This window comes from Streptomyces sp. NPDC056296, from assembly GCF_042268605.1.
Taxonomy (GTDB): Bacteria; Actinomycetota; Actinomycetes; order Streptomycetales; family Streptomycetaceae; genus Streptomyces.
Genome location: NZ_JBHJRX010000037.1, coordinates 64,594 through 78,797 on the forward strand (window position 1 = coordinate 64,594; position 14,204 = coordinate 78,797).

The window sequence follows — 14,204 nt, forward strand, 5'->3', positions numbered from 1 at the left end:
GCCATGACCCACACGGACCCCGGGGACGGGACGCTGCCCCTCTCGGTGGGCCAGGAAGGACTCTGGCTGCTGCACAGCCTGGCCCCCGACAGCTCCACCTACCACCTCGCGGGCGGTGTCCGCATGGAGCCGGCGCCCGACCCCGAGATCCTGGCACGGGCCGTCGACGCGGTCACCGAGCGGCACCCCATGCTCCGCTCGGTGTACGCGGACACCGAGCACGGCCCGCGCCGCCGGGTTCTGCCGCCCGGCGAGACCGGCCGCCTCACGGTCCGCGAGGTGCGCGGAGCCGACGACGAGGAGCTGCGCCGGATGGTGGACGCGGAGGTCGCCGCGCCGTTCCGCCTGACCGACGAAGGCCCGTTCCGGGCCGTGCTGCTGCGGCGTGCGGAGGATGCCGTGGCCCTCGTCGTCACCCACCACATCGCCACCGACGCCCTGTCCCAGTGGCTGCTCTGGCGCGACCTGCTCGCCGCCTACGCGGACCTCGCCGAGGGCCGGGAGCCGCGACTGGAGCCGCCGGCCACCGACTTCGACCACTTCGTGGCGGCCGAGCGCACCCTGCTGGAATCCTCGCGCGGCGCCCGCCAGGCCGACTTCTGGCGGGCGCAGCGCGCCGGCTCGCAGGCCGCCGAACTGCCCACCGACCGGCCCCGTCCGGCCGTACCGGCGAGCAAGGGCACGAGCCTGGTACGCAGGCTGCCCGACGCGCTCTCGGAGGGCATCCGGCGCGCCGCGGCCGACCGTGAGGTCTCCCAGTTCGCGGTGGCGCTCGGCGCGCTGCAGGGCCTGGTGAACCGCTGGACGGGCATGCGGGACTTCCTCGTCGCCTGCCCGGCGTCCGTGCGCCGCTCCGCGGCCCGCGAGGTCGTCGGCTACTACGTCAACCCGGTGCTGGTGCGCGCGGAGATCACCAGGGACGCCACGCTGGGCGAGGTCGTCGACCGTGCCGCGGAGCGGATCCGGCAGGCCACCGCACGCGCCTCCTACCCGTTCCCGCTGGTCGCCCAGGACGCGGGGGACGGCGGGCCGCTGTACCGGATCGCCATGACGATGGTCTCCACCGAGCGCTTCGACGGCGGCATGGAGGTCGCCGCCGCCGGGGTGCCGATGCGGGTGGGCGGCCTCACCGCCACCTACCTGGAGATCCCGCACTTGGAGGGCCAGTGCGACGTGTCCCTGGAGGTCACCCGTGACGCCCAGGGCCTCACGATCGCCCTGCGCTACGACACGGCACTGTTCGAACGGACCACCATGGAGCGGCTGTTCGACCAGTACGTGCGGTTCCTCACGGCCGCCGTCGACGACGCGGACCGCCCCCTGGGCCGCGTCCGGCTCACCGACGGCGACGACAAGCGGGCCCTGCTCGCCCTCGGCGGACACCCCGGCGCCGTCTCATGAGCGCTCCCGTCCTCAACGGCATCCTCGACGGTGTCGGCGACACGCCGCTGGTGGAACTCACCGGCCTGCTGCCCCGGTTCGGCTCCCGCGTCTTCGCCAAGCTGGAGGCGTTCAACCCGGGAGGTAGCGTCAAGGACCGGTCCGCGCTCTCCATGCTGCTGGGCCGCATCCGCGGCGGTGACCTGGTGCCGGGCCGCTCCACGGTGGTGGAGTCCAGCTCCGGCAACCTCGCCATCGGCATGGCGCAGATCTGCCGGTACTTCGGCATCGACTTCATCTGCGTCGTCGACCCGAAGACCACCGAACAGAACCTGGCGATCCTGCGGGCCTACGGCGTCACCGTCGACCTGGTCACCGAGGTCGACCCCGAGACGCGCGCCTACCTGCCGACGCGCATCAAGCGGGTACGCGAACTCGTCGCGACCGTCCCCGGCGCCTACTGGCCCAACCAGTACGCCAATCCGCTCAACCCGCTGGCGCACGAGCGGACCATGCGGGAGATCGCCGAGGCCCTGGACGGCCGCGTCGACTACCTCTTCTGCTCCACGGGCACCGGCGGCACCCTCACCGGCTGCGCCCGCTACATCCGCGAACACCGGCTGCCCACCACCCTGGTGGGCGTGGACGCACTGGGCAGCGTGCTGTTCGGCGGGGCGTCCGGGCCGCGGCTGCTGCCCGGGCACGGGGCGGCCGTGCGGCCCGCCCTCTTCGACCCGACGCTGGCCGACGAGGTGGTGCACGTCTCCGACCTGGACTGCGTGGTCGGCTGCCGCACCCTCACCGACCGCGAGGCCATCCTCGCCGGCGGCTCCTCGGGCGCGGTCACCGCCGCGCTCGGCAAGTTCGCGGCCCGCATCCCGGCCGGCCGCAACGTCGTACTGGTCTTCCCCGACCGGGGCGACCGGTACCTCGACTCGATCTACTCCGACGACTGGGTGCGCGCCCACTTCGGAGAGGTCTCCCATCTGTGGCGGGAACCCGATCTCTACATGGCGGTGGGCGCATGCTGATCATCAAACACGGACAGGTGGACGGGCTCCTGACCGGACGCGAGAAGGAGATCGTCGACCTGGTCGCCGACGCCTACGAGCGCCACGACGAGGGGCGCACCGTACTGCCGCACTCCGTCTTCCTGCGCTTTCCCGACCGGCCCCGCGACCGCATCATCGGCCTCCCCGGCTACCTCGGCACGGCGGCCGGCGACGGGGCACCGGGCGGTGAGGTCGCCGGCATGAAGTGGATCTCTTCCTTCCCGGGCAACGTCGCGGGCGGCCACGAACGCGCCAGCGCCGCGATCCTGCTGAACTCCCTGGAGACCGGGCACCCCGAGGCCCTGGTCGAGGGTTCCCTCATCTCCGCCCGGCGCACCGCCGCGTCCGCCGCGCTCGCCTCCCGGCTCCTGCTCGACGGGCGCCGGCCCACCGGCGTCACCCTCGTCGGCACCGGCGTCATCAACCGCGAGGTGCTGCGCTTCCTCGCGGTCGTCCACCCGCACCTCGACTCGCTCGCCGTGTACGACACGGACCCGGAGCGCGCCGCCCGCTTCACCGCCGACCACGCCCGGCTGCTGCCCGGCGCCCGGGTACGGCACTGCGGCAGCCTCGACGAGGCGCTCGCCGCACACGACCTGGTGTCCTTCGCGACCACCGCCGCCACCCCGCACACCGGCCTCGACGCCTGCCCGCCCGGCACCGTCGTCCTGCACGTCTCGCTGCGGGACCTGACCGTGCCCGCGATCCTCGGCTCCCACAACGTCGTCGACGATCCCGACCACGTGTGCCGCGAGAAGACCTCACCGCACCTGGCGCAGGAGCACACCGGCGGCCGGGACTTCATCCACGCCTCCATCGGCGCGCTGCTGAAGGGCACCGCCGCACCCGTGCCCCGGGACGGCAGGCCGGTGGTGTTCTCCCCGTTCGGCCTGGGCGTGCTGGACCTGGCGCTGGCCCGCTTCGTCCGCGACGAGGCACGCGCGCGCGGCATCGGCACCTCCGTCGAGGGCTTCCTGCCCGGTCGTACGCCGTAGGGCGCCGTACGCCGTAGGGACGGTCCTGACGGAGGGGCCGTCCCCGCACCGCAGACCCGCACCTGATCAACACCTCTGGAGAAGAGATGTCTGTCCCGCTGCACGAACTGATCTCCCGTCAAGCCGCCCGTACCCCCCACGCCATCGCGGTCGACGACGCCCAGGGGAAGATGACGTACGAGCAGCTGGACCGGCACGCGAACCGCGTCGCGCGGCTGCTCCGGGACCGGGGCGTCGCCCCGGAGGATCGGGTCGCGGTCAGTCTTCCCCGCCGACGGGACCTGCCCGCCGTGCTCCTCGGTGTGTGGAAGTCGGGCGCCGCGTACGTCCCGCTGGACGCCGCCCACCCCGCGGAGCGGACCGCGTGGATGGTCGAGGACAGCGGCGCCCGGCTGGTCCTGGCGGCACGCGGCACGGCACCCGAAGGGCTGGACGAAGGTGTCGTACTGCTCCTGGACGCCCCGGAGACCGGCCTCGACGCCCAGCCGGACACCGCCCCCGAACCGCCCGCCGCCGACCCCGCGAACGCCGCCTACCTCGCCTACACGTCCGGCTCCACCGGCCGCCCCAAGGGGGTGCTGGTGGAGCACGCCGGCATCGCCAACCGGGTGTCCTGGACGGTGACGCGGCAGGGCCTCGGAGCGGACGACCGGATGGTCATGAAGACGGTCCTCACCTTCGACGCCGCCGCCCTGGAGCTGTTCGCGCCGCTCGTCGCGGGCGGCACCGTGGTGATGGCGCCGCCGGGTGCCGAGTCCGACCCGGCGCTGCTGGTGCGCACCCTCGCCGAGCAGCGGGTCACCGTGCTGCAGGGCGTCCCGTCGGTGCTGCGGCTGCTCACCGGGGAACCCGGCTGGGCCCAGTGCACCGGGCTGCGGATGGTGTTCTCGGCCGGCGAGGCCCTGGACGCCGAGCTGTGCCGCCGCCTGAGCGAACCGACCGGCGCCACGGTGTGGAACACGTACGGGCCCACCGAGTGCTCCGTCGACGTCACCGCCCAGGAGTTCGACCCGGCGCTCCACACGGAGGCCGTGCCCATCGGCCGTCCCCTCGACGGACTGCGCGTCTACGTGCTGGACGAGGAGCTCGACCCCGTGCCCATCGGCGTCGTCGGCGAGGTGTACGCCGCGGGCACCGGCCTCGCCCGCGGCTACGCCGGGCGCCCGGCACAGACCGCGGAGCGCTTCCTGCCCGACCCGCACAGCGGCGACGGCGGCCGCATGTACCGTACCGGCGACCTGGCCCGCTGGCGCTCCGACGGCAGCCTCGCCTATCTGGGCCGCGTCGACCACCAGGTGAAGGTCAACGGCGTCCGCATCGAACCGGCCGAGGTCGAGGCCGCCCTCCACGCCCACCCCGACGTGCGCGGGGCCGTCGTCGGGGCGTACACCGCCGCCACGGGCACCCGGCTCGTGGCCCACCTGGTGGCGGGCCGCCGCATCCCGCGCGACGAACTGCGCGGCTTCCTGCGGCGCCGGCTGCCCGAGTCGATGATCCCCGCCCAGTTCGTGCCCATGGACGCCTTCCCGCTGACGGCCAACGGCAAGGTCGACCGGTCCGCCCTGCCCGACCCGGCGGCCCGCGAGAGCGCCGCGCCCGGTGACACGGCCGCGTCGGTGGCACCCCGCACCCCCGCGGAACGGCTCGTCGCCGACGTGTGGGAGCAGCTCCTCCAAGTGGAGAACGTCGGCGTGCACGACGACTTCTTCGCCCTGGGCGGATCCTCCCTCGTCCTGACCCGCCTGGCCGTCGCCCTCACCAAGGCGTCCGGCGACGACGTCCAGCTGCGCGGCCTGTTCGGCGCGTCCACCGTGGAGGCGCAGGCCCGGCTCATCGAGGAGTCCCGGCCGTCCGTGCCCGAGGTGGTGCCGGTCGACCGCGGCGTGCCGCTGCCTCTCTCCTTCGGCCAGCACCGCCTGTGGTTCCTGGACCGCATGCACCCCGGCAGCCCCGAATGGGTCGCGCCGCTGTTCCTGCGGCTGCCCGCCGGAACCACCGAGGCCACCGTCCGCACCGTCCTCGACACCCTGGAGCAGCGCCACGAGGCCCTGCGCACCCGCTACGTCCTCCAGGGCGAGGAACCTCGCCAGGTCGTCGTCGACGCACAGCCCGTCGAACTCCGCGTCGAGGACGCCGGCGAGGCTCGGCTGGAACGGCTCTTCGACGAACAGTTCCGCCGCGGTTTCGACCTGACCGGGGGCCCGTTGTGGCGTGCCATGCTGGTGCGGGTCCCGCTCGGCGGCCCCGTCCTGCTCGTCACCGTCCACCACATCGCCAGCGACGGCTGGTCGACGGTCGTACTGGAGCGGGAGATCCGCGAGCTGTGCGCGGCGGCCGCGGAGAACCGCCCGCACGAACTGCCCGCGCCCGTCGCGCAATACGGCGACTACGCGGCCTGGCAGGCGGCCCGCTCCGACGACACCCTCCTGGACCGCGAGCTCGACTACTGGAAGTCCGCGCTGCGCGGCATGCCCGAACTCCAGCTGCGCACGGACCGGCCCCGCCCGGCCCACCGCGACGGACACGGCCAGGGCGTACGGTTCTCCGTGCCCGCCGGTCTCGCGGACGCCCTCAGCGGCATCGGCCGACAGCACGGGGCCACACCGTACGCCGCCCTGCTCACCGCCTTCGCGGCGCTGCTCGCCCGCTACAGCGGTCAGGAGGACTTCGGCGTCGGCAGCCCGGTGACCGGCCGGCTGCGCCCGGAGACCCAGGACACCGTGGGCTTCTTCCTGAACTCCCTCGTGCTGCGCTGCGACCTGACCGGCGACCCGACCTTCGCCGAACTGCTCGCCCGCACCAAGGACACCGTGCTCTCCGGCTTCGCCCACCAGGAGCTGCCCTTCGAGCGGCTGGTGGACGAGCTCCAGCCGGTCCGCGACCTGTCCCGCACCCCGCTCTACCAGGTGGCCTTCGACCTCCAGGACGAGGGCGCGACCATGGTGGCCGCCGACGGTGTCCTCATGGACGCCTTCCAGGGAGCCTGGCGGGTGGCCAAGACCGACCTCACCCTGTTCGTCTGGCGACACGCGGACGGGTCCCTCACCGGGGCCTTCGAGTACGCGACCTCGCTCTTCGAGCACACGACGGTGGAGCGCATGGCCGACCACTTCGTCCGTCTCGTCCAGGCCGTCGTCGACGCCCCCGGCACCCCGCTCTCCGCGATCGACCTCACCACCGTCCACGAACACCGGCTGCTCCGCCTCTGGAACGACTCCGGGGTGGCGGTGGCGCAGCGGTCCGTGCCGGAGTTGATCGCCGAGCAGGTCGAGCGGCACCCGGACGCGGTGGCCGTCGAGTCGGACGGTACGGCGATGTCGTACGCGGAGCTGGACGTCCGCGCCAATCGTCTCGCCCACCGGCTGCGTGAAGCCGGCGTGGGACCCGAGTCGTCGGTGGCGGTGCTCCTGGACCGGTCGACCGACCTGATCGTGGCACTGCTGGCGGTCTGGCGCGCGGGAGCCGGCTACGTCCCCATGGACCCCGTACTGCCCGCCGGCCGGATCGCCGGCATGGTCACGGACGCCCAGGTGCAGACGGCGGTCACCTCCGCCGCCTACGCCGACCGCTTCGAGGTGCCGGTGGTGCGGGTCGAGGACGACAACTCGCACCTGCCCCAGTCGGCCCCCGAAGTGCCGGTCGACCTGGACACGGTCGCCTACACCGTGTTCACCTCCGGCTCGACGGGCCGCCCCAAGGGCGTCCAGGTCACCCACCGCAACCTGCTCAACCACATCGACTGGGCCGTACGCGAACTGACCCCGGCCGGCACCGGCGGCGCACCCGTCTTCTCGTCCGTCGCCTTCGACCTCGTCGTCCCCAACCTGTGGGCCCCCCTCGCCACCGGACAACGCACCTGGCTCCACAACGGCGAACTCACCGACCTCGGTTCAGCCTTGACCAAGACGGGACCCTTCTCCTTCATCAAGCTCACCCCCGGCCACCTCGAAATCCTCTCGAGCCAACTCACGGACGACGAGATCACCACACTCGCCGGCAAGATCGTCGTCGCCGGCGAAGCACTCCCCGGCGCCCTCGTCGAACGCTGGCGCCAGAGCCTCGGCGACGGAGCGGTCCTCAACGAATACGGGCCCACCGAGACCACCGTCGGCACCTGCGTCTTCCCACTCACGGACACCTTCGACGGCGTAGTACCCATCGGCCGCCCCCTGCCCAACATGACCATGCACATCCTGGACACCCACCTCCGCCCGGTGCCGGTGGGCGCGGTCGGTGAACTCTTCGTGGGCGGCGCGGGTGTGGCCCGGGGTTATGCCGGAGACCCGGCCCGCACCGCGAGCCGCTTCCTTCCCGACCCGTACGGTCCGGCGGGCAGCCGGATGTACCGCACCGGAGACCTCGCCCGCTGGCGTACGGATGGAGCCGTCGAATTCCTCGGCCGCATCGACGACCAGGTCAAGGTTCGCGGCTACCGCATCGAACTCGGCGAAGTACGCGCCGCACTCATCACCCAGCCCGGCATCACCGACGCCGCAGTCACCGTCTCCGAGGGCGACCAGAAGCTGATCGCCTACATCGTCGGCGAAACCCCCGACCTTACCGACGCCCTGCCGGACTACATGATCCCGTCCCTCTACGTACAGATGGACGCGATCCCCCTCACCCCCAACGGCAAACTCGACCGCCGAGCCCTGCCCGACCCCGACGACACCACGACCGACACCTACGTCGCCCCCCGCACCCCCGCCGAAGAACGCATCGCCGCCATCTGGACCGATCTGCTCGGCAAGAGCGCCGGCGTTCACGACGGCTTCTTCGACATCGGCGGGCATTCCATCCTCGCCGTACGCCTGGTCTCGCGGTTGCAGCAGGACTTCGACCTCGACCTGCCGATCCGGGTCGTCTTCGAGCGGCCCACCATCGCGCAGATCGCCGTGGAGATCGAGGACCGCGTCCGGGCCGAGATCGACGCGCAGCTCGCCGAATCCCACTGACCGAAGAGCGAAGGACGTCCGCATGCGTCACCTCATCTCACTGACCGATCTGACCGACGACGATCTGCGCACGCTGGTCGCCCGCGGGGCGGAGTTCGCCGCCGGGGCGGTCACCGAACCGCTGCGGGGCGAGGTGGTCGGCGTCTACTTCCGGCGCACCTCGACCCGTACCCGTACCGCCTTCACCACGGGGGCGCTGCGGCTCGGCGCGCAGACGGTGACCTTCGGGCCCGACGACCTCCAGCTGAACACCGGGGAGACCACCGAGGACACCGGCCGGGTGCTCTCCGGCATGCTGGACATGCTGGTGGCCCGGACGTCGGACGCGACGGTGGAACTGCGCTCCTGGGCCGCGGCCGGGCCGATGTCGGTGGTGAACGCGATGACCGCGGAGGAGCACCCGACGCAGGGGCTCACCGATCTCACCACCCTGCACTGCCACTTCGGCCGCGTCGAGGGCCTGCGGGTGCTGTACGTGGGCGAGGGCAACAACAGTGCCGCCGCGCTGGCGCTTGCCCTGACCCGCTTCCCGGGCACCGAGCTGGAACTGCGCACCCCGCCCGGGTACGGCCTGGCGGCGGACGTCCTGGTCACCGCCGGCGAGCAAGCGGCGCGCAGCGGGGCGAAACTGTCCGAGCAGCACGACATGACGGCCCTGCCCACCGGGTTCGACGTCGTGTACACCACCCGCTGGCAGACCACCGGCACCAGCAAGCCGGACGCGGACTGGCGGACCGTGTTCGCCCCGTTCCAGGTGTCCGGGGCGCTGTGGGAGACCAGCCCGGACGCGGTGTTCCTCCACGACCTGCCCGCGCACCGGGGCGAGGAGGTCACCGCGGAGGTGCTGGACGGCCCGGCCAGCCTGGCGTTCACCCAGGCCACGCACAAGCTGCACAGCGCCATGGCGGTCCTCGAATGGTGCCGGGCCGTCCGTTCATGAGACGAAAGCGCGGAGCCCGCCCCGGCGGAGGGGGCAGGCACAAGCTGCCGTCGCTGCGCAGCTACCGGGACTTCCGGCTGCTGTGGACCGGCTCGGCGATGTCGGTGATGGCGGAGCGGTGCTCCGGGATGGCCTTCACGCTGCTGGTGCTCTGGCACACCAGGTCGGAGAGCGCCGCCGGCATCGTCGGGTTCGCGGGGCTCCTGCCGGCGCTGCTCGTGCAGCTGCCGGCCGGGGTCCTGGTGGACCGGCTGAACCGGCGGCGCGTCATGATGACGTGCGTCGTGGTGCGGATGGTCGCGGTGGCGACGGTCGCCGTCTCCCTGCTGGGGGACACGGTGTGGGTGTGGCACATCGCCCTCGTGGCGTTCGTACAGAGCAGCATGACCGTCTTCTACCAGCTGTCGGAACGGGCCATGGTGCGCAACGTGGTGCCCTCGCGGCAGCTGGGCGCGGCGATGGCCACCAACGAGGCCCGCTCCCGCGGCGTAAACTTCGTCGGGCACCCCACGAGCGGGGCGATGTTCGGTCTGTCGGCGTGGGTGCCGTTCCTGACCAGCGTGGCGCTCTACGTGGGTTCGCTGGTGACGCTGGTGAAGCTGCGGGGCGAGCGGCAACCGCCCCGCCGGCCGGGTGCCGGGCGCCGGATGCGTTCCGAGGTCGCGGCAGGGCTCAAGTGGGTGTGGGGGCGGGCCTACTTCAGGACCGCGCTGTTGATCATCTCGGTCAGCAACCTGGTGTTCCAGGGGCTGATCCTGACCGTGGCCGTGGTGATCAGGGAGGACGGCGGAGCCGCCGGCACCATCGGCCTGATCATGGCGGCGGGCGGCATGGGCGGGCTGTGCGGGGCGCTGTCCGGCGGCTGGCTGAACCGGCGCCTGGCCATGCGGCAGATCATGATCCTCGCGCACACCGCCTGGGCCGTGGTCATGCCCACAGCGGTGTTTTTCCGGCAAGCACCGGCACTTGGCGCATTGTTCTTCATAACGTCGTTTATAGGAGCCACTGTTACGGTCTCCGGCATGTCTTACCAGGTGCGCATCACCCCCAACGACATGCAGGGGCGGGTCGGCAGTGTCGTCATGCTCCTGGTGTCCGGGGCGAGTTCGCTCGGCGCGCTCGGTACGGGGTACCTGCTGGAGGCTGTCGGCAGCCGACACACCGTCGTGGCGCTGTCGGCGGTGATGGCGGTGCTGGCCCTGGTGGCCGCCGTCGTGTTCAGCAGGGCCGGCGCGGCCCGCGAGGACCGCGCGGACAGCATGGAACCACTCGACGCGGGCCACTCCCCGCCGGAGCCGGCGGCGCTGCCGGCCCCGGACGCGCCCGCGCCGGCCTCCGTCCCGGACGGGACGCCGGCCGACCCCCTCAACCACGAAGCGCGGAGAACCGATGGATGACGCAGTGCGGCTGGAGTCGCTCACCAAGACCTACGGGTCCGGCGACAGTGCCGTGAGCGCCTTGCGCGACACCAGTCTGTCCTTCCCCCGGGGCAGCTTCACCGCGATCATGGGGCCCTCGGGGTCCGGCAAGTCCACCCTGCTCCAGTGCGCGGCCGGGCTCGACCGGCCCACCTCGGGCCGGGTGTTCATCGACGGGCAGGACACCTCGGGTCTGAACGAGACCCGGCTCACCGAACTCCGCCGCGCCTCCACCGGGTTCATCTTCCAGTCCTTCAACCTGCTGCCCTCGCTGACGGCCGAGCAGAACGTGGCGCTGCCGATGCGGCTGGCGGGACGCAGGCCCCCGCGCGGCGCGGTACGGCAGGCGCTCGCCCAGGTCGGCCTGGAGAAGAAGGCCGGCAGCCGGCCCAGCCAGATGTCCGGCGGACAGCAGCAGCGGGTGGCCATCGCGCGCGCCCTGGTGGCCCGTCCCGCCGTGCTCTTCGCGGACGAACCGACCGGGGCCCTCGACCTGACCACGGGACGTGAACTCCTCGACATGCTGCGCGCGCTGACGGGGCCGAGCAACGGCGCTCCCGGCATCCCGGGCATCCCCGGCGACCCCGGCACCGCGCACCCGGTGACCACCACCATCGTGATGGTCACCCACGACCCGAACGTCGCCGCCTACGCGGACCGCGTGCTGTTCCTCGCCGACGGCGGTCTCGTCGGAGAGCTGTTCCAGCCGACCGCCGAGGACGTCGCCGCGCGCATGACGCACCTGGGGGTGTCGTCGTGATCCGGGTGGCCTTCCAGACCCTGCGGGCGCGCTGGGTCTCCTTCCTCGGCACGGTGGTCGCCCTGGTCCTCGGCGTGGCGCAGGTCGCGGCCATGGGGCTGCTGGTGACGACGGCGTTCGACCTGCCCGACCGTCCGGTGGAGCGCTTCGCCGGCGCCGGCACCGTCGTACGCCCGCAGTCGGACGGCTGGAACCCGGCCCACCACGACCTGGGCGTCCGCTCCCCCGAGGCGGCCCGCGGCCTGAGCGCCGAACTGCTCGACCGCGTCGCCGCGACCGGCGAAACCGTGGTCGACCGCGCCTTCTACGCGCAGCTGCGCGGCGGCCCCGAGGACCAGGTCGGGCACCCCTGGCCGGTGGCCCGCTTCGGCGGCTACCGCCTCACCGACGGTGCCGCGCCGACGTCGGACGGGCAGATCGTGGTCCCCTCCGACCAGGCCCGCACCGGCGACGAGGTGACCGTGCTGACGGCGTCCACCGTGCGGACGTACACCGTCAGCGGCACCGTCGACCCCGTCGGCTACGAGGACGCCGTCTTCTTCTCCGAGGCGGAGGCCGCGCGGCTCTCCCCGCGGATCGACTCGCTGGTGGCACTCGGCCCCGCGGACGCGGTCCGGGACGCCGTCGGCGAGCGGGCCGACGTCCTCACCGGCCAGGACCGGCACAAGGCAGACGCCAGCGAGGCCGAGGACCGCGAGACCCTGGACAACACGATCACGCTGGTGCCGGTGATGGCGAGCGTCGCCGGGACCACCGCCGTCTTCGTGGTCGCGTCCACCTTCGCCTTCGCGGTCGTCCAGCGCCGCAGGGAGGTCGCCCTGCTCCGCGCGGTCGGCGCCACCCCCAAGCAGGTGCGGAAGATGGTCCGCAACGAAGCCCTCCTGATCGGCTGCCTCGCCGCCGCGGCGGGCACGGTCCTCGGCCTGTTCGGGGCGCAGCTCCTCGCCGACATGCTGATCTCCATGGGGGTGTCGCCGGACTGGTTCACCGTCACCCCGTCCCTGCACTGGACCGTGCTCGCGCCGCTCACCGCGGCCTTCCTGGTGGGGCTGCTGGTGTCGGTCGGCGGTGCGGCCGCGGCGGCCCGCCGGGCCGGCTCCGTCCAGCCCGTCGAAGCGCTGCGGGAGGCCGCCGTGGACGACACGGGCGTCACCCCCGGCCGCGCCCTGCTCGGTGCCGTGGCCCTGCTCGGCGGCGTCGGCTGGACGGCCTGGATCGCCACCGGCTCCCCGGTGACGGTCCTCTCGCCCACGGTGTACGTGGTCTCGCTGATGGTGCCGGTACTGGCGGCGGCCGTCCTCGCCCCGCTCGCCGTCGGTCCACTGGCCCGGCTGCTGATGTGGCCGTGGCGGCGCTCGAACGGCCCCACGGCGATGCTGGTCCGGGAGAGCGCGCTGACCGCCCGCCGCCGGACCGCGGCGACGGCCGCGCCGGTGCTGCTCACCGTCGGACTCGCGTTCTCCCTGCTAGCCGCCACCGACTCGCTGGGCGCGGCCCGGGACAGCGGCCTGCAGAACCGGATCGTCTCCGACTACGCCCTCGCCCCCGACGACACCCCCGGCATCAGCACCGAGGTGGTCGACAGGGTCGCCGAGGTGCCCGGCGTGAAGATCGCCGCGCCGCTGCTCACCACGGTCTACTGGAAGGACGAGGACCGCTACGACGAGAACGACGGCCTGGTCGTCGACCCGGAGGCGCTGAAGCGGACCATGGACCTCAAGGTCGTCGAGGGCTCCCTCGACGACCTCGACGAGAACAGCATGGCCGTCGCCGACCTGTGGCACATGGACGTCGGCTCCACCCAGACCGTGCTGATGGCCGACGGCAGCACCCAGAAGCTGAAGGTGGCCGCCGTGTACGAGGCGCTGCGCGGCGAGGACGTGGCCTACCTGCCTCAACGGTTCGCCGACACCGCGCTGTTCGCACGCGACGGCCTGGCCCGCCGGGCGTACATCACGCTGGACGAGGGCACCGACCGGGCGGCCGCGACCGCCGCCGTCCGCGAGGCGGTCGAGGGCAGCGGCGCGACCTTCATGACGCGGGACGAACTGGTCGCCTCCGAGGCCGCCTACGCCCGGCACCTGAACGAGGTCCGGCAGCGCTCCACCGCGGTGATCATCATGATGTTCTGCTTCATCGCGATCCTCAACACGCTGCTGATGGCCACCGCGGACCGTCGGCGCGACCTCGCGGTCCTGCGGACCGCCGGCGCCACGCCGAGGCAGGTGCTGCGGTTCTTCGTCGCCGAGTCCCTCCTCGTGTCGGCGATCGGTGTGGTGCTGGCGCTGGCCGCGACCGTCGTCAACCTGGCCGGCCTGTGGGGAGCCCTGTTCCAGCTCTTCGGCACCGCCCCGATAGTCGTTCCGTACGCAGTCGTCACCGGCGTCGCGGTGGTCTCCACCCTGCTGGCGCTCCTCGGCACCGTCCTGCCGGTCGGTGCGGCGCTGCGGGCCCGCGCGGTGCAGCTGATCGGGGCCCGCGAGTAGGCCACCCGTACGTCCCGGCACACACCTTGCACGCCGGTGTGAACGGGTACTCCCCCCGCACCGTCCCGGACCACGCGGCCCGGTCCCGAACCCCCGTCGGGACCGGGCCGTGTGCTGTCTCCCGCGGCTGGCCGTTCCGCCCGCCGGGACAAAAGAGAGCCGATAAGAGCCCCGGTATAGGTCGGCGTCGGACGCTGGGCGAGCATCCGACCACCGAA

Annotated in this window: 8 protein-coding genes; all 8 read left to right on the top strand. The window is 72.8% G+C overall.

The genetic code is table 11. The annotated features are described in order from the left end of the window. Positions 1–3: 3 nt before the first annotated feature. The 8 genes from ACFCZF_RS25895 to ACFCZF_RS25930 all read left to right on the top strand — a co-directional run bounded on the left by ACFCZF_RS25895 (position 4) and on the right by ACFCZF_RS25930 (position 13,986). A complete protein-coding gene (locus ACFCZF_RS25895) occupies positions 4–1,401 on the top strand; it encodes a condensation domain-containing protein (protein ID WP_376673679.1) in 1,398 nt (465 codons plus the stop codon). Further along, positions 1,398–2,411, top strand: coding sequence for a 2,3-diaminopropionate biosynthesis protein SbnA (sbnA, locus tag ACFCZF_RS25900; protein ID WP_100045638.1), 1,014 nt, complete (start codon positions 1,398–1,400; stop codon positions 2,409–2,411). Before ACFCZF_RS25895 ends, sbnA begins: the two co-directional genes overlap by 4 nt. Continuing rightward, complete coding sequence (gene sbnB, locus ACFCZF_RS25905; protein ID WP_376673680.1) at positions 2,405–3,427, top strand: 2,3-diaminopropionate biosynthesis protein SbnB; 1,023 nt, start codon at positions 2,405–2,407, stop codon at positions 3,425–3,427. Before sbnA ends, sbnB begins: the two co-directional genes overlap by 7 nt. Before the next feature lie 86 nt (positions 3,428–3,513). Then, complete coding sequence (locus tag ACFCZF_RS25910; RefSeq protein ID WP_376673681.1) at positions 3,514–8,382, top strand: amino acid adenylation domain-containing protein; 4,869 nt, start codon at positions 3,514–3,516, stop codon at positions 8,380–8,382. 22 nt (positions 8,383–8,404) lie between these two features. Further along, a complete protein-coding gene (locus tag ACFCZF_RS25915) occupies positions 8,405–9,322 on the top strand; it encodes an ornithine carbamoyltransferase (protein ID WP_376673682.1) in 918 nt (305 codons plus the stop codon). After that, positions 9,319–10,719 carry an MFS transporter gene (locus tag ACFCZF_RS25920; RefSeq protein WP_219189042.1) on the top strand — a complete coding sequence of 467 codons (1,401 nt, stop codon included), beginning with the start codon at positions 9,319–9,321 and terminating at the stop codon, positions 10,717–10,719. The genes ACFCZF_RS25915 and ACFCZF_RS25920 overlap by 4 nt, the downstream gene beginning before the upstream one ends. Then, positions 10,712–11,500 carry an ABC transporter ATP-binding protein gene (locus ACFCZF_RS25925; RefSeq protein ID WP_376673683.1) on the top strand — a complete coding sequence of 263 codons (789 nt, stop codon included), beginning with the start codon at positions 10,712–10,714 and terminating at the stop codon, positions 11,498–11,500. Before ACFCZF_RS25920 ends, ACFCZF_RS25925 begins: the two co-directional genes overlap by 8 nt. Further along, on the top strand, positions 11,497–13,986 hold the full coding sequence (locus tag ACFCZF_RS25930; protein ID WP_376673684.1) for an ABC transporter permease: 2,490 nt from the start codon (positions 11,497–11,499) through the stop codon (positions 13,984–13,986). The genes ACFCZF_RS25925 and ACFCZF_RS25930 overlap by 4 nt, the downstream gene beginning before the upstream one ends. Positions 13,987–14,204: the final 218 nt, after the last annotated feature.